The organism is Pseudomonas mendocina, assembly GCF_900636545.1.
In the GTDB taxonomy this organism is placed as follows: Bacteria; Pseudomonadota; Gammaproteobacteria; order Pseudomonadales; family Pseudomonadaceae; genus Aquipseudomonas; species Aquipseudomonas mendocina.
Map to the genome: position 1 here is coordinate 1,423,616 of NZ_LR134290.1, position 22,836 is coordinate 1,446,451.

Sequence of the window (22,836 nt, forward strand, 5' to 3'; positions counted from 1 at the left end):
CAAAATCTGTTTCTCACGCTAAAACCTTGATTCTTCGGCGCAGAATCGATTGCGGAACGGCGTCAATGCTGCTCTGGGCGCGGGTTTGCGATGATGATGTGGGTGCGCGGCGCAAGTGTCTGGGACGCGTCGTTAGCAGGCTGACTGCCGCTTCTGCGGTAACGCTCGGTGCGCTCTATTACGGGAAGAAACAAAATGGTGCACGCCTGCGGTGCGCATGCGCCAGGCCTGCTTTGGGTTGGTGCGCGGTCGTTGGGTGAATTGTCCGCTGAGCCCGCGTATGCTGCGCGCCATCGTGTCGGCCATCGCGGCCCACTACGCATTAAAGGAGGAGAGCGATGTTCACCCTGGATTCACGGCTGCAGCAGGATTGCCTGCTGGTCGGGGATTTTCCCCTCTGCCACTTGCTGATGATGAATGATGCCAGCTACCCCTGGTTCATTCTCGTACCCCGACGTGAAGAGGTCAGTGAACTGTTCCAGCTTGACGCGGCTGACCAGCGCCAACTCTGGCATGAAACCACGTTGCTGGCTGAAACCCTCAAGGACACCTTTGCAGCCGACAAGATGAACGTGGCCACGCTTGGCAATGTAGTCAGTCAGCTGCATATGCATGTGATCGTACGTCGTCGTGGTGATATCGCCTGGCCCGCGCCGGTCTGGGGTCGCCATCCAGCCCAGCCTTATTCAGGCGAGCAGGTAGGCCAGATCATCGACAAGCTGCGTCTGGTACTGACCGAGGATTTCCAGTTTGCCGGAGACTTCGCATGAGCCTTGAGGCGCGGATCATGGAGCTGGAAAGCCGCCTGGCTTTTCAGGATGACACCATTCAGGCGTTGAGCGACGAATTGCTCGAGCAGAGCCGACGTATCGAGCGTTTGCAGTTGCAATTGACTTCTCTGGCGCGGCGCCAGGAAGAGCTGAACGGGCTGGCAGGGATTGCCGAAGACGAAGCACCGCCGCCGCACTACTGATATGAAAAAGCCCGGTTTCCCCGGGCTTTTCTTTGTGTGCCGTTCAGCGCCGTGAAGGCGCCGCAGCGATCACATCTTCGGCCTGCAGGCCTTTGTCGCGCTGCATGACCGAGAACTCCACGCGTTGGCCTTCGATCAAGACGCGATGACCTTCGCCGCGAATGGCGCGAAAGTGCACGAAGATGTCCTCGCCCGAGTCACGGGAAATGAAACCGAACCCCTTGGACGTGTTGAACCACTTGACCGTCCCGGTTTCTCGGTCTTCCTGGGGGGCGCTGGAGCTAGGTTGTGCGAAAGGCTGTTGTTCCCGGGCGCGCGGCTGCACGTTCAGTTGGGCCGCAAGGCTTAGTGCCACGGCGACAACTACGGTCAGCAATGGCAGCCAGATGGCCGGTTGGCCACCGATGTTAGGTAGCGGTGCGAGCAAAATCAGAGCCTGGACCACGGCGGCCAGGATCAGCAGGGCAGAGGACAGCCCCAGCAGTTGCTGGCGTGCAGCAGGCAGGCTCGGTTGTTGTGCGGCGACAAGCAGGTTTATCAGACCAGTCAGAGCCAGGTAAACAGCATCCGGGGTGGTCAGGAAGGAAGTGGAAATACCGGGGACGGCGGACAGCAGCAGGGCGGCAAACCCTGTCACGAGATGGGCAATCTTAAACATCTTCGATGAACTCACTGATTGAATGATGACTCAAGGTGTTGCGGAGGGAGCGCGCTTCGCTAGTGGCCAGCTGAACGGCCATGGCGCGCGCCGGTATACAAGGTTAGCGACGCCGCAGGATGGTAACGCGACGCGCGGATCTATTTAACAGCAAAGGCGGGGGCTTCTCAAATCAAGCGGTTAGCATCTTTTCGCTGGTAATCGGATGTACCTGGTTGCGACCGGCCCGCTTGGCCTGATAGAGCGCGTCATCGGCGCGGGTCAGCAGCGATTCGAAGGTGTCGTCTTCTTCAGCCATGGCGCAGCCGAAGGAGGCAGTGATGCTGTCGAGAACCTGATCGGTACGGCGCACCTTGACTCTCAAAGACTGAATCTTGTTGCGCAATTGTTCGGCGAAGTCGAGAGCCTCGTCGAGGTTGGAGCAGTTACGCAACACGACGCAAAACTCTTCGCCACCGTAGCGAGCAGCGAAGGCCTCCGGAGGTAGCAAGTCGCGCAACAGTTGCCCGACGTGTTGCAGTACGCGATCACCTAATGGATGGCCGTACTGGTCATTGAACTGCTTGAAGTGGTCGATATCCAGAATCACCAGCGCCAGCCCCTGCTGGGAGTCGTTCAGGGCGCGCTCCAGTAGGCGGGTAAAGGCGTGGCGGTTGAATACGCGGGTCAGGCTGTCGAGCGTCGCTGCCAGGTGCGCGCGCTCCAACTGGCTGCGTAAATGGGTAATTTCCTGTTGCGCGGCGCGTAGGCGATAGAGAAATTTTTCCTGTTGATCCTGCATCAGTTGAGTGCTTTCCTGCAGTTCGCTGAGCACGCTGGGCAGGTCGTCGATGATGGGCTCCTGCAGGGCGCTGAGCCCTTGGCTGAGACTCTGCTGATAGTGCTGACTGCCAATCACGCTGCGAGAAACATCGCCTTCGATATCGTCGACCAGCTCGATGACCTGTTGCTGGCCGGCTCGTGCCTCATCCAGTTCGCCGCGGATGATGTAGTCGCGAAACAACCTGCTGGCGGTTTCCGGTGGGAAAACATCGAAGTCTTCCACCACCTTGTCCAGGCGGCGGTTGAGTTCTGGCTCGCTGCCTCGGCTGTAGGTGTACCACAGGGCGTAATGCACGGGGTTGGGCGGGATGTCATGGCGCATCATCAAAGGTACAGCCTGTTTCAGGAGTTCCGCCGCCTCGCGGGTTTCCTCCGGATACAGTTCGATGATGCTGGGCGGTTTGTTGGCTTGACTCATGGATGTCGGCAACTCAGTGGCGAATGGCCAGAGCATAGATCAGGGCGGGGTGGCCTGCCTAATGAAAAGGCCCGGATAACCGGGCCTCTGAGCGTCTCAGGCAGCAAGCAGGCTGCGCAGCATCCAGGCGGTTTTTTCATGCACCTGCATGCGCTGGGTCAGCAGATCTGCAGTGGGTTCGTCGCTGACCTTGTCCAGCAGCGGGAAAATGCCGCGGGCGGTGCGTACCACGGCCTCCTGGCCCTGCACCAATTGCTTGATCATGTCGTCGGCGCTGGGGACGCCTTCTTCTTCCTTGATGGAGGAGAGGCGGGCATAGGCAGCGTAGGTCCCCGGAGCGGGGAAGCCCAGAGCGCGGATGCGTTCGGCGATAGCGTCAACGGCCAGAGCCAGTTCGGTGTACTGACCTTCGAACATCAGGTGCAGCGTGTTGAACATCGGGCCGGTAACGTTCCAGTGGAAGTTATGGGTCTTCAGGTACAGCGTGTAGGTATCGGCAAGCAGGCGCGAAAGGCCTTCGGCAATGGCGGCGCGATCCTGTTCGGCGATTCCGATATTGATTTCCATGGTTTGTCTCCTTTCAGGTGAGCCCAGGGTTTCTATCCCGCAGTGTTGGGAAGAGCCTAACACGCAGGACGTCGGGATGATCTTGGCTTATATCAATGAATGCGATGTTTAGAGGCTATCGATAACGCGCGGTTCCTTTTTGACTCAGAGACCTGGGGGGATTGCTGTGCTGTCGGGATCAAATTCGCCTCTACTGCTTGGCTGCGCATGGCGAGAGTGTTTCGGCAGATCATCGGGAGGTCGCTGGCACAGGTAAGTCCATGGTCGTTGCAGATGCAGGTGGCGCTGTTGATTGTAGAAGCCATCTGCCGGGCGGCTGCGTCAGGACGATTTACGCTATATAATCCCGCTCTTTATCGAAGCGCGGTGTGCGGTTGGACGTTCGCCGCGGAGTGGCTCCTGCCCAGGGCGTTGGGGGCTGCCTGACCTATCCAAGACCTTAGAGAAGCGAAACACGATCATGATGCGCAGCCACTATTGCGGCCAACTGAACGAGAGCCTGGATGGCCAGGAAATCACCCTTTGCGGCTGGGTACACCGTCGCCGTGACCATGGCGGGGTGATCTTCCTCGATATTCGTGATCGTGAAGGTCTGGCTCAGGTGGTGTTCGACCCTGATCGCGCCGAGACCTTCGCCAAGGCCGATCGCGTGCGCAGCGAATACGTCGTCAAGATCACCGGCAAGGTGCGCCTGCGCCCGGAAGGCGCGCGCAACGCCAATATGGCCAGCGGTGCCATCGAAGTACTGGGCTATGAGCTGGAAGTGCTCAACGAAGCGGAAACCCCGCCGTTCCCGCTCAACGAATACACCGACGTCGGCGAGGAAACCCGCCTGCGTTATCGCTTCATCGACCTGCGTCGCCCTGAGATGGCCGAGAAGCTCAAGCTGCGCTCGCGCATCACCTCGAGCATCCGTCGCTACCTGGACGACAACGGCTTCCTTGATGTCGAGACGCCGATCCTGACCCGCGCCACCCCGGAAGGCGCGCGCGATTACCTGGTGCCGAGCCGCACCCACGCCGGCAGCTTCTTCGCCCTGCCGCAGTCGCCGCAGTTGTTCAAGCAGCTGCTGATGGTGGCCGGCTTCGACCGCTACTACCAGATCGCCAAGTGCTTCCGCGACGAGGACCTGCGTGCCGACCGTCAGCCGGAATTCACCCAGATCGATATCGAGACGAGCTTCCTCGATGAAAAAGACATCATGGACATCACCGAGACCATGGTGCGCAATCTGTTCAAGGAAGTGTTGGGCGTCGAGTTTGGCGCGCTGCCGCACATGACCCTGGCCGAAGCCATGCGCCGCTTCGGTTCGGACAAGCCGGACCTGCGCATTCCGCTGGAGCTGGTCGACGTCGAGGACCAGCTCAAGGATGTCGAATTCAAGGTCTTCGCGGGCCCGGCCAACGACCCGAAATGCCGCGTCACTGCGCTGCGTGTACCGGGCGGGGCGAGCATGCCGCGCAAGCAGATCGACGACTACACCAAGTTCGTCGGCATCTACGGCGCCAAGGGCCTGGCCTATATCAAGGTCAACGAACGTGCGGTCGGTGTCGAAGGTCTGCAGTCGCCGATCGTCAAGAACATCCCGCTGGACAACATCAACGTCATCCTCGACCGCGTTGGCGCCGTCGATGGCGATATCGTGTTCTTCGGCGCCGACAAGGCCAAGATCGTCAGCGAGGCCCTGGGCGCGCTGCGTATCAAGCTGGGGCACGACCTCAATCTGTTCACCTGTGAGTGGGCGCCGCTGTGGGTCGTCGACTTCCCGATGTTCGAGGAAAACGACGACGGTAGCCTGACTGCCATGCACCACCCGTTCACCTCGCCGAAGTGCACGCCTGAGGAGCTGGAAGCCAATCCGGCTGCTGCGCTGTCGCGTGCCTACGACATGGTGCTCAACGGTACCGAGCTGGGTGGCGGTTCGATCCGTATCCACGACAAGGCCATGCAGCAGACCGTGTTCCGTGTGCTCGGCATCAGCGAAGAGGAGCAGCAGGAGAAGTTCGGCTTCCTGCTCGATGCACTCAAGTACGGTGCGCCGCCCCATGGTGGCCTGGCCTTCGGCCTGGATCGCCTGGTGATGCTGATGACCGGTGCGCAGTCGATTCGTGAAGTGATCGCCTTCCCGAAAACCCAGAGCGCGGCTTGCGTTATGACTCAGGCGCCGGGTGTGGTGGACGGCAAGTCGCTGCGCGAGCTGCATATCCGCCTGCGCGAGCAACCCAAGGCCGAATAAGCCTGTACAAGAAGCCTGGATTTCCAGGCTTCTTCGTTATGGGGCAGCTGTCCGTGCGCCCCTGCAATTCTCAAGTGGAAAAGATGGAGTGAGTTATGGCTGGTCATTCCAAGTGGGCCAACATCAAGCACCGCAAGGGGCGTCAGGACGCCAAGCGGGGCAAGATCTTCACCAAGCTGATTCGTGAGCTGACGGTCGCCGCCAAGCATGGTGGCCCGATCCCGGCGGACAACCCGCGTCTGCGCCTGGCCGTGGACAAGGCGCTGACCAACAATATGTCGCGCGAGGTGATCGATCGCGCCATCGCCCGTGGTGCCGGCAACAACGAAGCCGACAACGTCGTCGAGTTCAGCTACGAAGGCTACGCGCCCAGCGGTGTGGCGATCATCGTCGAGGTGATGACCGATAACCGCAACCGCACCGCAGCCGAAGTGCGGCATGCCTTCACCAAATGCGGCGGCAACCTCGGCACCGATGGTTCGGTCGCCTACATGTTCGACCGCAAAGGGCAGATCAGCTTCGCACCGGGTGTCGATGAGGACGCCTTGATGGAAGCAGCCCTGGAAGCTGGGGCCGACGATGTGGAAATGGGTGAGGATGGCTCGGCGCTGGTATCGACCAGTTTCACCGAGTTTCACGCGGTGAACGAGGCGCTGAGTGCGGCCGGGTTCAAGGGTGAAGAGGCAGAGATCGACATGATCCCGTCGATTAGTGCGCCGATCACTGATCTGGAAACGGCGCAGAAGGTCTTCAAGCTGATCGACATGCTCGAAGATCTGGATGACGTGCAAAACGTCTATCACAACGCTGAAGTCGCCGACGAGATCATGGAGCAGCTCGGCTGAGGCTGTAGCCTGAATGTGTAGGGTGGGCCGGGCGGCGATCCGCTTTAGCCCTCCATGCGGTGCGACCCTGGTGGGCTGAAGCCCACCCTACGCCCTGCAATCCAAGATGTGTTCTCTGGATTGCATTCGGGCTACGAACGAGGAGGCCGGAAGCGCTGCATGGTGCTTCCGGCTTTTTTCGTCTGGCTGAGCAGTGGCGGATGACGCAGCTGGGGGCGCCCCGTATACTCGCCAACTGGATAAATAGACAGTTGCTGATATGACCCTGATCCTAGGTATCGACCCCGGTTCGCGCATCACCGGTTATGGCGTGGTACGCGATACCGGGCGCGGCTGCGAGTACGTGGCCTCGGGCTGCATTCGCACTGGCAACGGACCGCTGGCCGAGCGCCTGCAGATCGTCTTTCGCGGCGTTAGCGAGGTGATTCGCACCCATGGCCCGGTGACCATGGGCATCGAGCAGGTGTTCATGGCGCGCAATGCCGACTCGGCGCTCAAGCTGGGGCAGGCGCGAGGTGCCGCTATCGTCGCTGCGGTGGAGGCGGGGCTCGAGGTGAGCGAGTACACCGCCACCCAGGTCAAGCAGGCCGTGGTTGGCTCCGGGGCGGCGGACAAGCAGCAGGTACAGATGATGGTCATGCACTTGCTCAAGCTGGTGCAGAAGCCACAGATCGACGCCTCCGATGCGCTGGGTATCGCCCTGTGCCATGCCCACCATCGGCAGAGTCTCATTCCTCATGGGCTGGCCGGCGCCAAGCGGCGTGGCGGTCGTCTTCGTTTGTAATCGGATCAAAGGAACACAGTGGTGATCGGACGTTTGCGCGGCACCCTGGCGGAGAAGCAGCCGCCGCATTTGCTTCTGGATGTGAATGGCGTCGGTTATGAGCTGGAAGTACCGATGACGACCCTTTATCGTCTGCCTGCGGTGGGTGAGCCGGTAACCCTGCACACTCATCTGGTGGTGCGTGAGGATGCGCATCTGCTCTACGGTTTTTTCGAAAAGCGCGAGCGCGAGCTGTTCCGCGAGCTGATTCGTCTCAATGGCGTTGGTCCCAAGCTGGCGCTGGCGCTGATGTCCGGGCTCGAGGTCGATGAGCTGGTGCGCTGCGTGCAGGCGCAGGACACCGCAGCGCTGGTCAAGGTGCCGGGAGTCGGCAAGAAAACCGCTGAGCGCCTGTTGGTCGAGCTCAAGGATCGTTTCAAGGCCTGGGAGTCGATACCGTCCATTGCGCCCCTGGTGGTTGAACCTCAACTGGCTCAGGCAGTCTCAAGCGCGGAGAACGACGCCGTCAGTGCGCTGATATCCCTCGGCTACAAGCCGCAGGAGGCCAGCCGAGCCGTTGCCGCCGTCAAGGAGGATGGGATGAGCAGCGAAGATTTGATCCGACGCGCACTGCGCGGCATGGTTTAGTGGAACCTTATTGATGATCGAAGCCGATCGCCTGATTACCGCCAGCCCACGTGAGCGCGAAGAACAGCAGGATCGTGCCATTCGCCCGTTACGTCTGGCCGACTACATCGGTCAGCCTGTGGTGCGCGAGCAGATGGCACTGTTCATCCAGGCTGCGCGGGGCAGGGCGGAAGCGCTCGACCATACGCTGATCTTCGGCCCGCCGGGCCTGGGCAAGACCACCCTGGCCAATATCATTGCCGAGGAAATGGGCAGCTCGATCAAGAGCACCTCTGGCCCGGTCCTCGAGCGTCCGGGAGATCTGGCTGCGCTACTGACCAACCTGGAAAGCGGCGATGTGCTGTTCATCGACGAAATTCATCGTCTTTCGCCGGTGGTCGAGGAAGTGCTGTATCCGGCGATGGAGGACTTCCAGCTCGATATCATGATCGGCGAGGGGCCCGCGGCGCGCTCGATCAAGCTGGATCTGCCGCCGTTCACTCTGGTCGGCGCTACTACCCGTGCCGGCATGTTGACCAATCCCCTGCGCGACCGCTTCGGCATCGTCCAGCGCCTGGAGTTCTACGGTATCGACGACTTGGCCACCATCGTTTCGCGCTCTGCCGGTATTCTCGGGCTGCCCATCGAGGCCAAAGGCGCGTTCGAGATCGCTCGTCGCGCGCGTGGCACGCCACGTATCGCCAACCGCCTGCTGCGCCGTGTGCGCGATTTCGCCGAAGTGCGCGGCACGGGGCATATCTCCCAGTCGATCGCCGATCAGGCACTGAATCTGCTGGATGTCGACGAACGTGGCTTCGACCACTCTGACCGACGTCTACTGCTGGCCATGATCGAGAAGTTCGACGGCGGACCGGTTGGGCTGGACAGCCTGGCTGCGGCCATCGGCGAAGAGCGCCATACCATCGAGGACGTGCTCGAGCCTTACCTGATTCAGCAGGGCTACATGATGCGCACGCCGCGCGGGCGAGTGGTCACCCGGCATGCCTATCTGCACTTCGGGCTGAACATCCCCAAGCGCTCGGGTGAGTCGCCCGGTGGTGACCTTTTCAGTGCAGGTGATCAATGACGAAAAAATTGTTACCGGGCCGGATTGGCAAGCAGCAGGCCGGGGACTAGAGTATGCGCGCGCAAAACGGAGTCCAGCCGTTCAGCCACCATTGCCGGGTCTATTACGAAGACACTGATGCAGGCGGCATCGTCTACTACGTCAACTATCTCAAATTCATGGAGCGGGCTCGCACCGAGCGCCTGCGTGAGCTGGGTTATGCCCAGTCGACGCTTGCCGGTGAGGGCCTGTTGTTCGTCGTGCATTCGGCCGAGGCGCGTTATCACGCGCCGGCACGTCTGGATGACGAACTGGTGATCAGCGCTGATGTGATCGAATTGAACCGTGCCAGCCTGCGCTTTCGTCAACAGGTCAGGCGGGCTGCGGATGATGTGCTGCTCTGCGAAGGGCAGTTCCTGGTGGCCTGTGTGCGCGCCGACAACTTGAAACCCCGGGCTATCCCCGAAACCCTGCGACACGCGTTCGCCGGGACGCAGGCGCCGGGTTTAATTGCAGCAGGAGAGTAAGCGTGGAAGCTAACGCCGTTGACCATATGTCGATGTGGAGTCTGATCAGTAACGCCAGCCTGGTGGTTCAGCTGGTCATGCTGACCCTGGTGGCCGCGTCGGTCATTTCCTGGGTGATGATCTTCCAGCGCAGCAATGCGCTGCGTGCCGCCAAGCGTGCGCTGGACAACTTCGAAGATCGTTTCTGGTCCGGCATCGACCTGTCCAAACTGTATCGTCAGGCTGGCAGCAATCCTGATCCGGATTCCGGTCTGGAGCAGATTTTCCGTGCCGGCTTCAAGGAGTTCTCCCGCTTGCGCCAGCAGCAGGGCGTCGACCCTGATGCGGTGATGGACGGTGTGGCGCGCGCCATGCGCGTGGCCATCTCCCGAGAGGAAGAGAAGCTGGAAACTGCACTGCCGTTTCTCGCCACCGTAGGTTCCACCAGTCCGTACATCGGCCTGTTCGGTACCGTATGGGGAATCATGAACTCCTTCCGCGGCCTGGCTCAGGTACAGCAGGCCACCCTGGCCACTGTCGCCCCGGGTATCGCCGAAGCGCTGATCGCTACCGCCATCGGTCTGTTCGCCGCAATTCCCGCCGTCATCGCCTACAACCGCTTTTCGGCCCGTGGCGAGATGCTGATCGGCCGCTACTACACCTTCGCCGACGAGTTCCAGGCCATCCTGCACCGCAAGGTGCACACCTCGGAAGACTAAGACGCGCGCACAGGATAGGTTCTAGCCATGGCGAGAATTCGCAACAGACGCAAACCGGTCGCCGAGATGAACGTGGTGCCCTACATCGACGTGATGTTGGTGCTGCTGGTCATTTTCATGGTCACCGCGCCGATGCTCAACCAGGGCGTCAAAGTCGATCTGCCCAAGGTCAGCAGTGAAGCGCTGCCGCAGGACAACGATGCGCAGGTGCTGACCATCTCCATCAAGGCCGACAAGACCTACTACTGGAACATGGGTAGTGAGGTCGACGTCGATACCGAGCAGGAGCGTGCCTCCACGCTGGCGCAGATGACCCAGGCCGTCTCGGCGATCATTGCCGAAAATCGTCGTCAGGGTAAGAAGGTGCAGGTGTTCGTGCGCGGCGACAAATCGGTGGACTACGGCACCGTGATGGCGGCCATGGGCGGTCTGCAACAGGCCGACGTGGGTAACGTCGGATTGATTACCGAGGCTCCCTGATGCAGCAAACCGAGCGTTCGCAATCGGAAAGCTACTTCTGGCCTATCGTCTGGGCCGTGGGGTTGCACGTCCTGATGTTCGCCATGCTGTTCGTCAGCTTCGCCTTCTCGCCGGAACTGCCGCCGGCGCGTCCGGTGGTGCAGGCTACGCTGTATCAGTTGCAGTCACAGAGTCAGGCCACCACCCAGACCACCCAGAAGATTGCCGGGGAGGCGCAGAAAACTTCCGCTCCGCAATTCGAGACCGAGCGTCTGGAGCAGAAGAAAGCCGAAGAGCAGAAACAGGCTCAAGCTGAGGCGCAGAAGGTCGCCGCGGCCAAGAAAGCCGAGGAACAAAAGCAGGCTGAGGAGGCTCGAAAGGCCGAAGCGGCGAAGAAAGCCGAGGCCGAGAAGGCCGCTGAGCAGAAGCGCCAGGCGGATATCGCCAAGAAGCGCGCCGAGGAAGAGGCGAAGAAGAAAGCCGCAGAGGACGCCAAGAAGAAGGCTGCCGAGGACGCGAAAAAGAAAGCGGCGGAAGAGGCGAAGAAAAAGGCTGCTGCCGAAGCTGCTAAGAAGAAGGCTGCCGAGGATGCCAAGCGCAAGGCCGAAGAGGCTCGACGCAAGGCGGCCGAGGATCAGAAGGCTGCGGCGCTGGCCGATTTGCTGTCGGACAACGTGCAGAACCAGCAGGCGCTGGCCGAAACCCATGGCGATCAGGTGGCCGGTAACCTCGACGATCTGATCATCAAGCTGATCACCGAGAACTGGCAGCGTCCGATGTCGGCGCGCCGTGGCATGAGCGTTGAGCTGTTGATTCAGATGCTGCCTGACGGCACCGTGACCAACGCCAGCGTATCGCGCTCCAGTGGCGATGCGCCGTTCGACAACTCGGCCGTTGCTGCTGTACGTAACGTCGGGCGTATTCCCGAGATGCAACAATTGGATCGCGCTACCTTCGATAGTCGGTACAGGCAGCGCCGCGTGATTTTCAAACCGGAGGATTGAGCTCTGTGAACAACCTGATTCGTATCGCCCTGCTGGGGCTGGTCATGCTGGTCGGTAGCGTCCAGGCGGCCGATCCGCTGGTGATCTCCCAAGGCGCCGACCGCGCTACGCCCATTGCCGTCGTACCCTTCGGCTGGCAGGGTGGCTCGGTACTGCCCGAGGACATGTCGCAGATCATCGGCAACGACCTGCGCAACTCCGGCTACTTCGAACCCATTCCGCGGCAGAACATGATCAGCCTGCCGACCCAGGCCAGCGAGGTCATCTATCGCGACTGGAAGGCCCTCGGCGCGCAGTACGTGCTGGTCGGCAACATCGTGCCCAACGGCGGCCGCCTGCAGGTGCAGTACGCGCTGTTCAACGTCAACACCGAGCAGCAGGTCATGACCGGCAACGTCGGTGGCGGCACCGATCAGTTGCGCGACATGGCTCACCATATCGCCGACCAGTCCTTCGAGAAGCTCACCGGCGTCAAGGGGGCGTTCTCCACGCGTCTGCTGTACGTCACGGCCGAGCGCATGGGCGCCAACAATACCCGCTACACCCTGCAGCGTTCGGACTACGATGGTGCTCGCGCCGTTACCCTGCTGCAATCGCGCGAGCCGATCCTGTCGCCGTCCTTTGCTCCCGATGGCCGCCGTATCGCCTACGTGTCGTTCGAACAGCGTCGTCCGCGCATCTTCGTCCAGCACATCGACACTGGTCGCCGCGAGCAGATCACCAACTTCGAAGGGCTCAACGGTGCACCGGCCTGGTCGCCGGATGGCAATCGCCTGGCTTTCGTGCTGTCGCGTGACGGTAACCCGGAAATCTATGTGATGGACATGGGGAGTCGGCAGATGCGCCGCATCACCAACCATTACGCCATTGATACCGAACCCTTCTGGGGCAAGGACGGTCAGACCCTTTACTTCACTTCGGATCGCGCGGGCCGCCCGCAGATCTACAAGACCAACATCAATAGCGGGGCAGTGGAGCGAGTGACCTTCGTGGGTAACTACAACGCCAACCCGAAATTGTCGGCGGATGAAAAGACCTTGGTGATGATCCATCGCCAGGATGGTTTTACCGTGTTCAAGGTGGCTGCACAGGACCTGGAAACCAACCGTTTGCGCATACTTTCAGACACAAGTTTGGATGAGTCGCCCACTGTTGCGCCCAATGGCACCATGCTAATCTACGCCACCCGCCAGCAGGGCCGGGGAGTCTTGATGTTAGCGTCCACCAATGGTCGCGTGAGGCTCCCTCTTCCTACCGCTCAAGGCGAAGTTCGAGAGCCTTCTTGGTCCCCTTACCTGAACTGATGCGGTGCTTCACCTTTTTTGCTTAACACAACTGGGGTTCATTAGGAGTTACATGATGGAAATGCTGAAATTCGGTAAGTTCGCTGCACTGTCCCTGGCTCTCGCCGTTGCCGTAGGTTGCTCCTCCAAAGGCGGCGACGCTGCTGGCGAAGGCGCGGTAGACCCGAACGCTGGCTACGGTGCCAACACTGGCGCTGTTGATGGCAGCCTGAGCGAAGAAGCGGCTCTGCGCGCTATCACCACCTTCTACTTCGAGTACGACAGCTCCGACCTGAAAGCCGAAGCCATGCGCGCTCTGGACGTACACGCCAAGGACCTGAAAGGCAACGGCGCTCGCGTCGTTCTGGAAGGCCACGCTGACGAGCGCGGTACCCGTGAGTACAACATGGCTCTGGGCGAGCGTCGTGCCAAGGCCGTTCAACGCTACCTGGTTCTGCAGGGCGTTTCCCCGGCTCAGCTGGAACTGGTTTCCTACGGCGAAGAGCGTCCGGTTGCCACTGGCAACGACGAGCAGTCCTGGGCTCAGAACCGTCGCGTAGAGCTGCGTAAGTAAGCTGCCATGCGAGATTGCCGCCGTATCCTGACCCTTCTGACACTCGCCCTGCCGCTCGCGGCTGTGGCGGAGGTTCCCGTACTGGAAAGCAGCTCCATGCAACAGGGCAGCAGCTATCCACCGGCGGGTTATGGTACGGCCGGCTCCTCCGCCGGAGTGGGCGCGCAAGCGCCCGCTTCTGCGCAGGGTATGCTGTTCAACCAGCTTGAGCAGATGCAGCAGGAAATTGCGCAGCTGCGTGGCATGGTCGAAGAGCAGCAGAATGAAATTCAGCGCCTCAAGCAGGAAGGCCTGGAGCGTTACCAGGATCTGGACCAACGTATTTCTTCCGGCGCTGCGGCCGGTGGAAGTCCCGCACAGAATTCAGCCGATGGCGCCGTAAACGCCAATGGCACCCCGACGCCGCCTGCTGCACAGCAGCAGAGCAGCGCCGAGCCGGGTGATCCGGCCAAGGAGAAGCTGTACTACGATGCCGCTTTCGACCTGATCAAGGCGAAGGACTTCGACAAGGCATCACAGGCATTCGCGGCTTTCCTTAATCGTTACCCCAACAGCCAGTACGCTGGTAACGCGCAGTACTGGTTGGGTGAGGTGAATCTGGCCAAGGGTGACCTGCAAGCAGCAGGCCAGGCTTTTGCCAAGGTCAGCCAAGCCTATCCGAGCCATGCCAAGGTCCCCGATTCGCTGTTCAAACTGGCCGATGTCGAGCGTCGCCTGGGGCATAACGACAAGGCTCGCGGTATCCTGCAACAGGTCATCGCCCAGTATCCGGGCAGCTCGGCTGCCCAACTGGCCCAGCGCGACCTGCAGCGCCTGTAAGCCGAACGTAGTGAATGAACCCGCGCATGTCGCGGGTTTTTCTTATCCGTCATTCGGCGACTTCCATTAGAATGCGCGCTCGTATGGTGGGCGTTGTTTCAGCTCGGCTGATGTCTTTGCCACCATGCCTTGTCGAATGTCGGCCATAGCCGGTATTCCTGTCTTTTCACGCAACGGAGGCGGATGGCCTGTTTCGTCATCACGCCCGTGGCTACCATGCAAGAAACCCTGCGCATCACCGAGATTTTCTATTCATTGCAGGGGGAGACGCGTACCGCCGGCTTGCCGACGGTATTCGTGCGCCTGACCGGCTGCCCCCTGCGCTGTCAGTACTGTGACACCGCCTACGCCTTCAGCGGTGGCGAGATCGTCACACTGGATCGCATCCTCGACCAGGTGGCCGCCTACCGGCCGCATTACGTCTGCGTCACCGGCGGCGAGCCATTGGCCCAGCCCAACTGCATTCGCTTGCTAACCCGCCTGTGCGATGCCGGCTACGAAGTGTCGCTGGAAACCAGTGGCGCGCTCGACGTGGCGGCGGTCGATCCACGGGTCAGCAAGGTGCTGGATCTGAAGACGCCTGGCTCCGCCGAAGTGCAGCGCAACCGCTACGAGAACATCCAGTGGCTGACCCGCAACGATCAGGTCAAGTTCGTCATCTGCTCGCGCGAGGACTACGACTGGGCGATTTCCAAGTTGATCGAGCATGACCTGGCGGCCCGAGCCGGCGAGGTGTTGTTCTCACCCAGTCATACGCAGGTGGAGGCACGTGCGCTGGCCGAGTGGATCATCGCGGACAATCTGCCGGTGCGCCTGCAGTTGCAGCTGCACAAGATTCTCTGGAACGACGAGCCGGGACACTGACCATGAATGACAAGAAAGCGGTCATCCTTCTTTCCGGTGGGCTCGACTCGGCCACCGTGGTCGCCATGGCCAGGGCCGAAGGTTATGCCTGCTACAGCATGAGCTTCGATTACGGGCAGCGTCATCGTGCCGAGTTGCAGGCAGCCGAGCGCGTCGCCCGACAGCTGGGCGTGGTCGAGCACAAGGTAATCGGCCTGAACCTAAACGGTATCGGTGGCTCGGCGCTGACCGATAGCAGCATCGCCGTGCCCGAGGCGCCTACCGAAGGCATTCCTTCCACCTACGTGCCGGCGCGCAACACCGTGTTCCTGGCACTGGCGCTGGGTTGGGCGGAAGTGCTCGAAGCGCGCGATATCTTCATAGGTGTCAATGCGGTGGATTATTCAGGGTATCCCGATTGTCGCCCGGAGTTCGTCGAAGCCTTCGAGCGCATGGCCAACCTGGCGACCAAGGCGGGTGTGCAAGGGCAGAGCTTCAGCATCCGTGCGCCGCTGCAGCAGATGAGCAAGGCCGAGATCATTCAGGTAGGGATGAGCTTGGGCGTGGATTACGCACTGACCGTCTCCTGCTATCAGGCTGATGACGACGGCCGTGCGTGTGGCAAGTGCGATAGCTGCCGCCTGCGCGCCGCTGGTTTTGTCGCTGCCGGTGTGCCTGATGCAACCCGCTACTTCTGAAATTTTTTCCGCGAAGTGTTGATTTCCTGAATTAAATCAGTATCATGCGCCTCGCGTTGGGTCGTTAGCTCAGTTGGTAGAGCAGTTGGCTTTTAACCAATTGGTCGTAGGTTCGAATCCTACACGACCCACCAGATCGCAAAGCCAGTCGCAAGACTGGCTTTTTTTTGCTCTCGGAAAAGCCCTCTGGCCGATGTTGCCCTGCCTGTGGCGATGGGCAGCCAGGGGGTATACTCGCAGCTCGCTCAAGAGCGCCGCAGGTTCGATGATATGACGCAGATTTCCGAACGCCTTCTGGTTCAAGCCCACCTCGATGCAAAGCAGCCCAAACCGCTGACTACCGAGGAGGAGTCTTTCTATCGCCGTGAAATCGCCGCGGAGCTGAAGAAGCAGAATGCGGTGCTGGTAGCGCACTATTACTGCGATCCGGTCATCCAGGCCCTGGCCGAGGAAACCGGTGGCTGCGTTTCCGACTCTCTGGAAATGGCCCGCTTCGGCAATCAGCACCCCGCGCAGACCGTGGTGGTGGCCGGGGTCAAGTTCATGGGCGAGACGGCGAAAATCCTCAACCCGGAAAAGCGTGTGCTGATGCCGACCCTGGAGGCGACCTGTTCGCTCGATCTAGGTTGCCCGGTGGATGAGTTCTCGGCCTTCTGCGATCAGCACCCGGAGCGCACTGTGGTGGTTTACGCCAACACCTCGGCGGCGGTGAAGGCGCGTGCGGACTGGGTGGTGACCTCCAGCTGCGCGCTGGAGATCGTCGAGAGCCTGATGGACAACGGCGAGACTATCATCTGGGCCCCGGACAAGCATCTGGGCAACTACATCCAGCGCGAGACCGGTGCCGACATGCTGCTGTGGGATGGCGCCTGCATCGTGCACGAGGAGTTCAAGTCCAAGCAGTTGCTGGACATGAAAGCCCTGTACCCGGACGCCGCCATCCTGGTGCACCCGGAATCACCACAGAACGTGGTTGAGCTCGCCGACGCAGTAGGCTCCACCAGCCAATTGATCAAAGCCGCGCAGACGCTGCCGAACTCCACCTTCATCGTCGCCACCGACCGCGGCATCTTCTACAAGATGCAGCAGTTGTGCCCGGACAAGACCTTCATCGAGGCGCCGACGGCAGGTAATGGTGCTGCCTGTCGTAGCTGTGCGCACTGCCCGTGGATGGCGATGAACACGCTGGAGCGCGTGCTGACTGGGCTGCGCGAAGGTTCAGGTGAGATTCATGTCGACCCGGCGCTGATTCCCAAGGCGATCAAGCCGCTCAAGCGCATGCTCGATTTCACCCAGGCCGCACGAATGAAGGTCGCCGGCAACGCCTGACCGCTAGTAGTCAAAGAGAAGCCCAGCAAATGTTGGGCTTCTTGCTTTAACGTAGTCCGGATGCAATCGGGGAATGGCAGAGGCGAATACCCCCTGGATTGCATCCGGGTTACGGCAACTCGTCAGCTCAGGTTGCCCAATTCTCCGGTTCGTTGACCACATTGAGCAGGGCGCGCAGGCGGCCATAGTCACGCCCATTGAAGGCGAAGGCCAGGCGCGTGAGGTCGCACAGCTCCGGTTCGTCGCGTTCCTGCTCGCAATGAGGTTGCTGGGTAAAGCCGCCTTCTTTGCACAGCACGGCGAAGTCAGCATGCAACTTGGCCAGAGCTGCCTCGTTGAGCGCATGATTGAGACGAATCACGAAGCGATCCTTGAGCCAGCGGCTGGAGTGGAAGTTGCGGTAGAAGCGGGCGATTTCGTCCACCGCTTCTTCGGCGCTATAGACCAGGTGCATCAGGTTGAGATCGGTAGGCAGGATGTAGCCGTTATCGCCAAGCTGCCGGCGGATGAAACCCAATGCATCCTCCCAGTAGCTGCCACCCGGTTGATCGAGCAGTACCACGGGCACCAGTGGGCTCTTGCCGGTCTGGATCAGGGTCAGCACTTCCAGCGCTTCGTCGAGGGTGCCGAAACCGCCGGGGCACAGCACCAGGCCGTCGGCCTCCTTGACGAAAAACAGCTTGCGCAGAAAGAAGAAGTGGAACGACAGCAGGTGATGGCTGCCGCGCATGGTCGCGTTGGCGGTTTGTTCGAAGGGCAGGGTGATATTGAAGCCCAGGCTGCTTTCCGCGCCGGCGCCTTCATGAGCGGCGGCCATGATGCCGCCACCGGCACCGGTGACCACCATCAGATCGCGGTGTGCCAGTAAGGCGCCGAGCTCGCGAGCCTGCCTGTACAGGGGGTGATCGGCTGGCGTTCGTGCCGAGCCGAACACCGTGACCTTGCGCCGCCGTTTCAGTTGTTCCAGCACGCCGAAGGCATGTTCCATCTCGCGCAGGGTCTGCATCATGATCTTGGCGTCCCAGCGGTTACGATCCGCCTGGGCCATGTGGATCACCGTGGTGAGCATCTCGCGGTACAGCGACAGGTTGGGGCTGTTGCTCGGGGTTGCCAGAGCGACCAGTTCTTCCACCTTGCTGCTCAGGTCGACCTCGCTGGTTTGCACGTGGCGCGACAGATAGTCGTCCGGTTCAAAGGGCATGGAAACTCTCCTCTTCTTGGCCAGTGGCAGGCGCGCAGCCTCACACCTTGGCCGGTTCCCTGATTATGGAGTGTCAGGCAGCTTGCCACAGGCAGTCTGCCGTTTCGTTGCCATCTTTTCGTAAGTGCCGGTTACAGGGCGATCTGCTCGCCGGGTTCGGGAATGTTGGCGATCCAGTTCAAGCGTTCGTGCAGAGCCTGTTGCAGCGCCTGCATCTTCTCCAGTTCGCCATGGACCAGATGCAGCTCGGGGTGGTGTTCGAACTGGCTGGCCCAGTCGATCAATTGTGACTGACCGGCATGTGCGGAGAAGCCCCCCAGAGTATGTACCTTGGCTTTTACGGCAATGCGCTGGTGTAGCACCTTGACCGTATCGGCGCCGTCAACGATCAGTCGCCCAAGCGTGCCCTTGGCCTGAAAACCGGGGAACACCAGATGGCAGTTCTCGCGCCAGAGGTTGTGCTTGAAGTGATGGACGATACGACCGCCATTGCACATACCGGCACCGGCGATGATGATCGCGCCGCTCTTGATCCGGTTGATCGCCATGGAATCTTCGGCGGTTGGGGTGCAGCGCAGGATAGGCAGCCAGTCCTCGATGCGTTTCACGCTCTTGGCCGCCAGTGCGGCCCGATCCTCGCTCGCGAACTGATCATGGAAACGGCTGTAGATGGCGTTGGCGCGGATGGCCATCGGGCTGTCGAGGAACACCGCCTGCTGAGGCAGGCGGCCCTCCTGGTAGAAGCGGCCGAGGTAGTAGATCAGGTCCTGGGTGCGACCGACGGCGAAGGAAGGGATCAGCACGTTGCCGCCTTCACGATGGGCCTGCTGCAGGATGTCGGCCAACTCTTCCAGGGTTTCGTCGCTGGCGCGGTGATCACGGTCGCCGTAGGTCGACTCCATCAGTAGCACGTCGGCTTGGTTCAACTGCGCCGGGGCCTGCATCAACGGGGAGCAGGTGTTGCCCAGATCGCCCGAAAACACCAGGTGACGGTGCAGGTGATGGTCCTCCACCCGCATCTCGACAATGGCCGAGCCGAGGATATGGCCGGCATTGTGGAAGGTTACCTGTACGCCCTTGGCCACCTCGACCTGTACGCCATAGGCGTGCGCACGGCGCTGGCTGAGCGCCTGCTCGGCGTTGGCTACCGTGTACAGCGGTTTGATCGCGGGCTTGCCCTGCCGTGCACGCCAGCGGTTCTCCCATTCGGCGTCCTTCTCTTGGAGGAAGGCCGAGTCCAGGAGCATCAGTTCGAGCAGTTCGCAACTCGCCTCGGTGGCATGGATCGGGCCGCGATAGCCCTCTGCGACCAGTCGTGGCAGTAGCCCACTGTGATCGAGGTGGGCGTGGGAAATCACTACCGCGTCCAGACTGTGCGGGTCGAATGGGAAGGCGCTGCGGTTCTGATCTTCTTCCTGGCGACGCCCCTGGTGCATGCCGCATTCCAGCAGAACCCTGGCGCCGTCGCGGCTTTCCACCAGATAGCAGGAGCCCGTGACTTGCTGGATTGCGCCGATGAAAGTGAGCAGGGCCATGATCCTATCCTTATCGTGATGATGAGGTGAGTGTGCCGGCTCTACGCGGTGCGGATCTTGATGCAGGTCAGCCGGTCCTTGCCATGTTTTTCAAGCATAGCCGGCAGACCCGTCGCCGTTCGTCTGGGCGGGTGAGTTCTGGTTTGGTGTTTGACTCATGCGTACAGAGCAAGTGTGCGCTGTCTTGTGTAGGCGGAGAGCCCGCAGGCCGACGAGCAGGCGGAACCTCACCTGTTGTGCCGAGTCTTCTGTTTGGTCAACGGGAAGGGAGCGGTAGGTATGCCCAAGCTGATTCTGGAGATCGAAACGGACCTCTACAGCAAGCTGCAGCAGGCAGCACGAAGCAGCCAGCTGAGCCTTGAGGACGAGTGCATGCGGCGTCTCGAAGGCGGAAGACGCCGTTCACGCTACATGGAGGCCTTGCTTGCCGAGTTGCGCGCCAATGACGCGCAACGTCGAGCGCAAAGAGGCTGACATCAGCCCAGTTCAGAGGCCGCAGTCGCCCTTGTCGAAGACTTCGACGGTCACCGGGCGATTACTCCGGTACTCGCTGAACTGATAGCGCAGTTGTGCGCCCTGAGCGAGGAGGCTGCGATAGCCCGGATTACGGCAGACACTTGCGGCCAGTTGCGTGCGTACGGTGTCCGGGTTGCCTCGCATTTTCCCGGCATGCGCCTCACGCACGCTGAGGTGGTTGATCAGCGTGTGTCCCTCCACGGTATAGCCCTGATCAAGAATGTCCTCATTGATCGCTCGCGGGGTGCCTTCACTGCTTTGCCGGGCAACCTGCTCCAGGGTCCGGGTCAGTTCCATCTCCTTCAGCGAGGCTGCCTGGACAGCGGGAAGCATCAGGCTGAGCGCGAGAGCGGGGAGGATGTAACGCAGCATGTGGTGTAACTCCTGAAAGCGTGGACGAGGGTTGGACAGGGCCTCGGGGCGAATGTTCGCGGCAATGGCCGTTTGCCTTCATGAAACAAAGTGTTACCGATAGAGACACGATGGCCTCTTGCCGCCGTCCGTGACCACGACCAAAGGCTGGGGATCGTTGCGCAAGCCTGCACGTCACACAGATGAGCCGTCGCAGCCGTCTGTCGCCCTGTGTATACCTGACCGAAAGTCTATCGAGGGCGACAGCCGAGCTGCACGGTGTTCAAGCAGCGTGCAGGAGAATAACAATGACAATGCTCTTTCGGCGTTGGCCATCGCATGTGATGGTCGGCAGTTTACTGGTTTTGCCCGCCCTGCAGGTGCAGGCATCCGGTTATCACTTTGGTTCGCAATCGGTGGCGGCGCAGGGTACGGCGCATGCCAACGGTGCCGAGGCGGCCGACCCCTCGACCATTTTCTACAACCCAGCAGGCCTGGCCCGGCTCAAGGGCACTCAGGTGACCTCTGGCCTGACTATCTTGCTGCCGGACGGCGACTACAAGGACAAGGGGAGTCGCGATGCATTCGGTAATCCTGTCTCGGGGGATGCGGGGGAGTTTCTGCCCGATGCCGCCGCGGCGCCCAATTTTTATTTTTCCCGCGAGATCAACGATCAGGTGACGGTTGGCCTGGGCATCTTCACTCCGTTCGGTGCCAAGCTCGACTACAAGGAGGACTGGGCCGGGCGCTATGGCATCCAGTCGGCGAGCCTGGAGACGGTGACTTTCAACCCGAGCATTTCCTACCGGTTCAACGAACATCACAGTATCGGTTTTGGCGTGTCGGCCCAGTACATCAAATCGGTTCAGCGCGGCGCGGCGGATGTAAAAGGCGCATCGCGACAACTGGCTGGGCAGTTCGTCGATGCGAACTACGAAAGTACTCGTAATGCGGCGGACCCTCTCCTGGGGCCTATCGTGGGAATCATCGCCGGTGTACCAGTCCCGGAGGAAATTACTTCCTGTAGAGGCGTTGCAGACAGGGACGGCTTCGTCGACTGTGTTGCAGGCAATTTTGCTGACAATGTTCAGGGTGACGGCTACTTCCGGGTCAAGGGCGATGATTGGGGCTTCGGTTGGAACATTGGCTACATGTGGGAGCCCACGGAGTCGACGCGCTTTGGCGTGTCCTATCGCTCCAACATTCGTCACACCATGGAAGGGGAAACAAAATGGAGCTTTGCTGATGTGCAGGGCAGTGTTCCCTCTCCAGATACTTCACTCGATGGCGGTATCACTATCCCCATCCTGGACATCTATTTACCGCCAACTGATGCCCTGCAGAAACTGTTCGATGAGGGCAATTGGGTGAACCCAGGTGATTTCGCCGCCACGCGCCTGCACCCCAATTCCAAGGCCAAAACCTCGATAGATACTCCGGAAATGCTCTCCTTCAGTGCCTTCCATCAGCTCAACGACAAGGTGGCATTGATGGCAGATCTGACCTTTACCCGGCATTCACGGCTCGACGAAGTACGCATTGGTATCGACCAGGTTGCCGGTTATCCCTACTTCAATGGCGTGACCGAGGGCGACCTGAGCGTCAAGCAGGACTGGAAGGATACCTACAAGATCTCCCTGGGCATGAATTACCAGTACAGCGATGACCTGTTGCTGCGTACCGGCGTGGCTTACGACAAGTCACCCGTCAACTCGACGCAGTTGCGCCATCCGGCATTTCCCGATGCGGATCGCTACTGGCTGTCCTTCGGCGCGAACTACAAGATGACGCGCGATACCTCGCTGGACCTTGCCTACAGCTACGTGCAGTTCTCCAGCGGCAAGATGGACTATCGTGATGGTTGCTCACCTGCTGGCTGGGTGCCTGGCGCTGGTGGTCTGTACCAGGACAGCGGCGTACGCTGCACCGGTAATGGTGGCAATTACACTGGTGAGTACAACACTCACATCCACTTCATCGGTCTGGCGTTGAACCACACCTTCTGACCCATCGAGCGGCGAACG

At 60.6% G+C, this 22,836-nt stretch carries 25 protein-coding genes and 1 tRNA gene; 20 read left to right on the forward strand and 6 right to left on the reverse strand.

Translation table 11 applies throughout. From position 1 onward, the window contains the following. Positions 1–338 precede the first annotated feature (338 nt). Positions 339–770, forward strand: a complete 432-nt coding sequence (locus tag EL191_RS06515; protein ID WP_013714435.1) for an HIT family protein — start codon at positions 339–341, stop codon at positions 768–770. Further along, positions 767–973: a SlyX family protein gene (locus EL191_RS06520; protein WP_041977468.1), complete on the forward strand. Its 207-nt coding sequence runs from the start codon at positions 767–769 to the stop codon at positions 971–973. The genes EL191_RS06515 and EL191_RS06520 overlap by 4 nt, the downstream gene beginning before the upstream one ends. 43 nt (positions 974–1,016) lie before the next feature. Here EL191_RS06520 and EL191_RS24730 read toward each other — a convergent pair whose 3' ends face one another. The 3 genes from EL191_RS24730 to EL191_RS06535 all read right to left on the reverse strand — a co-directional run bounded on the left by EL191_RS24730 (position 1,017) and on the right by EL191_RS06535 (position 3,438). Beyond that, on the reverse strand, positions 1,017–1,631 hold the full coding sequence (locus tag EL191_RS24730; protein WP_041977470.1) for a cold-shock protein: 615 nt from the start codon (positions 1,629–1,631) through the stop codon (positions 1,017–1,019). A 172-nt stretch (positions 1,632–1,803) separates the two neighbouring features. Then, positions 1,804–2,871 (reverse strand): GGDEF domain-containing protein, encoded by a 1,068-nt coding sequence (locus tag EL191_RS06530; RefSeq protein WP_174447347.1) that lies wholly within the window; start codon positions 2,869–2,871, stop codon positions 1,804–1,806. A gap of 96 nt (positions 2,872–2,967) precedes the next feature. Further along, positions 2,968–3,438, reverse strand: coding sequence for a Dps family protein (locus tag EL191_RS06535; RefSeq protein ID WP_013714439.1), 471 nt, complete (start codon positions 3,436–3,438; stop codon positions 2,968–2,970). Positions 3,439–3,898: 460 nt separating this feature from the next. Here EL191_RS06535 and aspS point away from each other — a divergent pair, with 460 nt between their 5' ends. From aspS to nadA, 16 genes are all read left to right on the forward strand, one after another. Continuing rightward, positions 3,899–5,674 (forward strand): aspartate--tRNA ligase, encoded by a 1,776-nt coding sequence (gene aspS, locus EL191_RS06540; RefSeq protein WP_041977474.1) that lies wholly within the window; start codon positions 3,899–3,901, stop codon positions 5,672–5,674. A 95-nt stretch (positions 5,675–5,769) separates the two neighbouring features. Next, positions 5,770–6,519, forward strand: a complete 750-nt coding sequence (locus EL191_RS06545; protein WP_041977476.1) for a YebC/PmpR family DNA-binding transcriptional regulator — start codon at positions 5,770–5,772, stop codon at positions 6,517–6,519. A 259-nt stretch (positions 6,520–6,778) separates the two neighbouring features. Continuing rightward, complete coding sequence (ruvC, locus tag EL191_RS06550; protein ID WP_013714442.1) at positions 6,779–7,303, forward strand: crossover junction endodeoxyribonuclease RuvC; 525 nt, start codon at positions 6,779–6,781, stop codon at positions 7,301–7,303. A gap of 21 nt (positions 7,304–7,324) precedes the next feature. Beyond that, positions 7,325–7,930 carry a Holliday junction branch migration protein RuvA gene (ruvA, locus tag EL191_RS06555; protein ID WP_041977478.1) on the forward strand — a complete coding sequence of 202 codons (606 nt, stop codon included), beginning with the start codon at positions 7,325–7,327 and terminating at the stop codon, positions 7,928–7,930. Positions 7,931–7,943: 13 nt separating this feature from the next. Then, positions 7,944–8,996, forward strand: a complete 1,053-nt coding sequence (gene ruvB / locus EL191_RS06560) for a Holliday junction branch migration DNA helicase RuvB (protein ID WP_041977480.1) — start codon at positions 7,944–7,946, stop codon at positions 8,994–8,996. Positions 8,997–9,049: 53 nt separating this feature from the next. Then, positions 9,050–9,502 (forward strand): tol-pal system-associated acyl-CoA thioesterase, encoded by a 453-nt coding sequence (ybgC, locus tag EL191_RS06565; protein ID WP_013714445.1) that lies wholly within the window; start codon positions 9,050–9,052, stop codon positions 9,500–9,502. 2 nt (positions 9,503–9,504) lie between these two features. Next, positions 9,505–10,200, forward strand: a complete 696-nt coding sequence (gene tolQ / locus EL191_RS06570; RefSeq protein WP_013714446.1) for a protein TolQ — start codon at positions 9,505–9,507, stop codon at positions 10,198–10,200. A gap of 27 nt (positions 10,201–10,227) precedes the next feature. Further along, complete coding sequence (tolR, locus tag EL191_RS06575) at positions 10,228–10,680, forward strand: protein TolR (protein ID WP_013714447.1); 453 nt, start codon at positions 10,228–10,230, stop codon at positions 10,678–10,680. Beyond that, the gene (gene tolA / locus EL191_RS06580) at positions 10,677–11,663 is read left to right on the forward strand and encodes a cell envelope integrity protein TolA (protein WP_115292121.1); all 987 of its coding nucleotides are present in this window, start codon (positions 10,677–10,679) and stop codon (positions 11,661–11,663) included. The genes tolR and tolA overlap by 4 nt, the downstream gene beginning before the upstream one ends. 5 nt (positions 11,664–11,668) lie before the next feature. Next, complete coding sequence (gene tolB / locus EL191_RS06585; protein ID WP_013714449.1) at positions 11,669–12,967, forward strand: Tol-Pal system beta propeller repeat protein TolB; 1,299 nt, start codon at positions 11,669–11,671, stop codon at positions 12,965–12,967. Positions 12,968–13,022: 55 nt separating this feature from the next. Further along, positions 13,023–13,520, forward strand: a complete 498-nt coding sequence (pal, locus tag EL191_RS06590; RefSeq protein WP_003241687.1) for a peptidoglycan-associated lipoprotein Pal — start codon at positions 13,023–13,025, stop codon at positions 13,518–13,520. A 6-nt stretch (positions 13,521–13,526) separates the two neighbouring features. Continuing rightward, positions 13,527–14,339 (forward strand): tol-pal system protein YbgF, encoded by an 813-nt coding sequence (ybgF, locus tag EL191_RS06595; protein WP_017361754.1) that lies wholly within the window; start codon positions 13,527–13,529, stop codon positions 14,337–14,339. Positions 14,340–14,555: 216 nt separating this feature from the next. Next, positions 14,556–15,203, forward strand: coding sequence for a 7-carboxy-7-deazaguanine synthase QueE (gene queE / locus EL191_RS06600; RefSeq protein ID WP_026041992.1), 648 nt, complete (start codon positions 14,556–14,558; stop codon positions 15,201–15,203). A gap of 2 nt (positions 15,204–15,205) precedes the next feature. Beyond that, the gene (gene queC, locus EL191_RS06605; RefSeq protein ID WP_013714452.1) at positions 15,206–15,880 is read left to right on the forward strand and encodes a 7-cyano-7-deazaguanine synthase QueC; all 675 of its coding nucleotides are present in this window, start codon (positions 15,206–15,208) and stop codon (positions 15,878–15,880) included. 58 nt (positions 15,881–15,938) lie between these two features. Then, a tRNA-Lys gene (locus EL191_RS06610) sits at positions 15,939–16,014 on the forward strand. Between the two features lie 136 nt (positions 16,015–16,150). Further along, the gene (nadA, locus tag EL191_RS06615; protein WP_026041991.1) at positions 16,151–17,209 is read left to right on the forward strand and encodes a quinolinate synthase NadA; all 1,059 of its coding nucleotides are present in this window, start codon (positions 16,151–16,153) and stop codon (positions 17,207–17,209) included. Between the two features lie 127 nt (positions 17,210–17,336). On the opposite strand, the gene EL191_RS06620 is transcribed toward nadA, so the two are convergent. After that, complete coding sequence (locus tag EL191_RS06620) at positions 17,337–18,410, reverse strand: LOG family protein (protein WP_041977492.1); 1,074 nt, start codon at positions 18,408–18,410, stop codon at positions 17,337–17,339. A gap of 131 nt (positions 18,411–18,541) precedes the next feature. Next, complete coding sequence (locus tag EL191_RS06625) at positions 18,542–19,945, reverse strand: MBL fold metallo-hydrolase RNA specificity domain-containing protein (RefSeq protein WP_041977495.1); 1,404 nt, start codon at positions 19,943–19,945, stop codon at positions 18,542–18,544. A 279-nt stretch (positions 19,946–20,224) separates the two neighbouring features. On the opposite strand from EL191_RS06625, the gene EL191_RS06630 reads away from it, so the two are divergent. After that, complete coding sequence (locus EL191_RS06630; protein WP_017361748.1) at positions 20,225–20,419, forward strand: hypothetical protein; 195 nt, start codon at positions 20,225–20,227, stop codon at positions 20,417–20,419. A 12-nt stretch (positions 20,420–20,431) separates the two neighbouring features. On the opposite strand, the gene EL191_RS06635 is transcribed toward EL191_RS06630, so the two are convergent. Next, entirely contained in the window at positions 20,432–20,833 is a 402-nt protein-coding gene (locus tag EL191_RS06635) for a quorum-sensing-regulated virulence factor family protein (RefSeq protein ID WP_041977498.1), read from the reverse strand. A gap of 287 nt (positions 20,834–21,120) precedes the next feature. Here EL191_RS06635 and EL191_RS06640 point away from each other — a divergent pair, with 287 nt between their 5' ends. Next, entirely contained in the window at positions 21,121–22,818 is a 1,698-nt protein-coding gene (locus EL191_RS06640; RefSeq protein WP_052435028.1) for an OmpP1/FadL family transporter, read from the forward strand. Positions 22,819–22,836 lie beyond the last annotated feature (18 nt).

Bases quoted from the DNA above. Each gene is read 5' to 3' on its own strand.
- EL191_RS06640 (WP_052435028.1), top strand. From the start codon at position 21,121: ATGACAATGCTCTTTCGGCGTTGGCCATCGCATGTGATGGTCGGCAGT.
- ruvB (WP_041977480.1), top strand. From the start codon at position 7,944: ATGATCGAAGCCGATCGCCTGATTACCGCCAGCCCACGTGAGCGCGAA.
- EL191_RS24730 (WP_041977470.1), bottom strand. From the start codon at position 1,631: ATGTTTAAGATTGCCCATCTCGTGACAGGGTTTGCCGCCCTGCTGCTG.
- EL191_RS06535 (WP_013714439.1), bottom strand. From the start codon at position 3,438: ATGGAAATCAATATCGGAATCGCCGAACAGGATCGCGCCGCCATTGCC.
- EL191_RS06635 (WP_041977498.1), bottom strand. From the start codon at position 20,833: ATGCTGCGTTACATCCTCCCCGCTCTCGCGCTCAGCCTGATGCTTCCC.
- tolR (WP_013714447.1), top strand. From the start codon at position 10,228: ATGGCGAGAATTCGCAACAGACGCAAACCGGTCGCCGAGATGAACGTG.
- EL191_RS06630 (WP_017361748.1), top strand. From the start codon at position 20,225: ATGCCCAAGCTGATTCTGGAGATCGAAACGGACCTCTACAGCAAGCTG.
- ybgC (WP_013714445.1), top strand. From the start codon at position 9,050: ATGCGCGCGCAAAACGGAGTCCAGCCGTTCAGCCACCATTGCCGGGTC.
- queC (WP_013714452.1), top strand. From the start codon at position 15,206: ATGAATGACAAGAAAGCGGTCATCCTTCTTTCCGGTGGGCTCGACTCG.
- EL191_RS06625 (WP_041977495.1), bottom strand. From the start codon at position 19,945: ATGGCCCTGCTCACTTTCATCGGCGCAATCCAGCAAGTCACGGGCTCC.
- EL191_RS06515 (WP_013714435.1), top strand. From the start codon at position 339: ATGTTCACCCTGGATTCACGGCTGCAGCAGGATTGCCTGCTGGTCGGG.
- aspS (WP_041977474.1), top strand. From the start codon at position 3,899: ATGATGCGCAGCCACTATTGCGGCCAACTGAACGAGAGCCTGGATGGC.
- ruvC (WP_013714442.1), top strand. From the start codon at position 6,779: ATGACCCTGATCCTAGGTATCGACCCCGGTTCGCGCATCACCGGTTAT.
- queE (WP_026041992.1), top strand. From the start codon at position 14,556: ATGCAAGAAACCCTGCGCATCACCGAGATTTTCTATTCATTGCAGGGG.
- nadA (WP_026041991.1), top strand. From the start codon at position 16,151: ATGACGCAGATTTCCGAACGCCTTCTGGTTCAAGCCCACCTCGATGCA.
- EL191_RS06545 (WP_041977476.1), top strand. From the start codon at position 5,770: ATGGCTGGTCATTCCAAGTGGGCCAACATCAAGCACCGCAAGGGGCGT.
- EL191_RS06620 (WP_041977492.1), bottom strand. From the start codon at position 18,410: ATGCCCTTTGAACCGGACGACTATCTGTCGCGCCACGTGCAAACCAGC.
- EL191_RS06520 (WP_041977468.1), top strand. From the start codon at position 767: ATGAGCCTTGAGGCGCGGATCATGGAGCTGGAAAGCCGCCTGGCTTTT.
- pal (WP_003241687.1), top strand. From the start codon at position 13,023: ATGGAAATGCTGAAATTCGGTAAGTTCGCTGCACTGTCCCTGGCTCTC.
- EL191_RS06530 (WP_174447347.1), bottom strand. From the start codon at position 2,871: ATGAGTCAAGCCAACAAACCGCCCAGCATCATCGAACTGTATCCGGAG.
- ybgF (WP_017361754.1), top strand. From the start codon at position 13,527: ATGCGAGATTGCCGCCGTATCCTGACCCTTCTGACACTCGCCCTGCCG.